Raw genomic sequence first — 543 nt, 5'->3', positions numbered from 1 at the left:
ACACAAGACCGCTTCTGAAAAGGTACACGCAATCCCATTTAACCCTTGCTATGCGGGTGCCATCCACACAAGTCATTCGGTGAGTGTCCGCAAAGTCCCGCGAGGATTCAACGGGTGGTCGCAACACTTTAATCTTCTTGAGAGATGGAGTGTTGAGACATGAAATACCGAACAAGGACCTTTTACACAGACAAGCAGAAGTCGGAGATGTGGGATCGTTGGCAGCGAGGGGATTCGCTGAGTTCGATCGGCCGCAGGTTTGATCGCGCGTCGTCCTCTATCTTTCCACATCTTGCTGTGACTGGTGGCATCCGCCCGCCTGACCGTACCCGATCCAAACGCGTGCTAAGCCTTACTGAGCGGGAAGAAATCTCTCGCGGCCTCGCTGCCAACAGGACCTTTCGCTCCATTGCGCGCGATTTGTCCCGATTACCATCGACGATCAGCCGGGAAGTCCGCAGAAACGGTAGTGACCCAGCCCCCTAATCCGGGCCGTTCAGGTGTAGAATCCGTTCCTGTTTCTTTCTGTTGTTATGGTTGCGG

At 54.3% G+C, this 543-nt stretch carries 1 pseudogene; it reads left to right on the top strand.

Going from position 1 to position 543, the window contains the following annotated elements:
- Window positions 1-159: 159 nt before the first annotated feature.
- Window positions 160-465, top strand: a pseudogene (locus Q1A75_RS24045) (helix-turn-helix domain-containing protein); the annotation flags it as partial.
- Between the last annotated feature and the right edge of the window lie 78 nt (window positions 466-543).

Source organism: uncultured Tateyamaria sp. (genome assembly GCF_947504105.1).
Classification (GTDB): domain Bacteria; phylum Pseudomonadota; class Alphaproteobacteria; order Rhodobacterales; family Rhodobacteraceae; genus Tateyamaria.
This window is presented reverse-complemented; position numbering and strand designations above follow the sequence as displayed.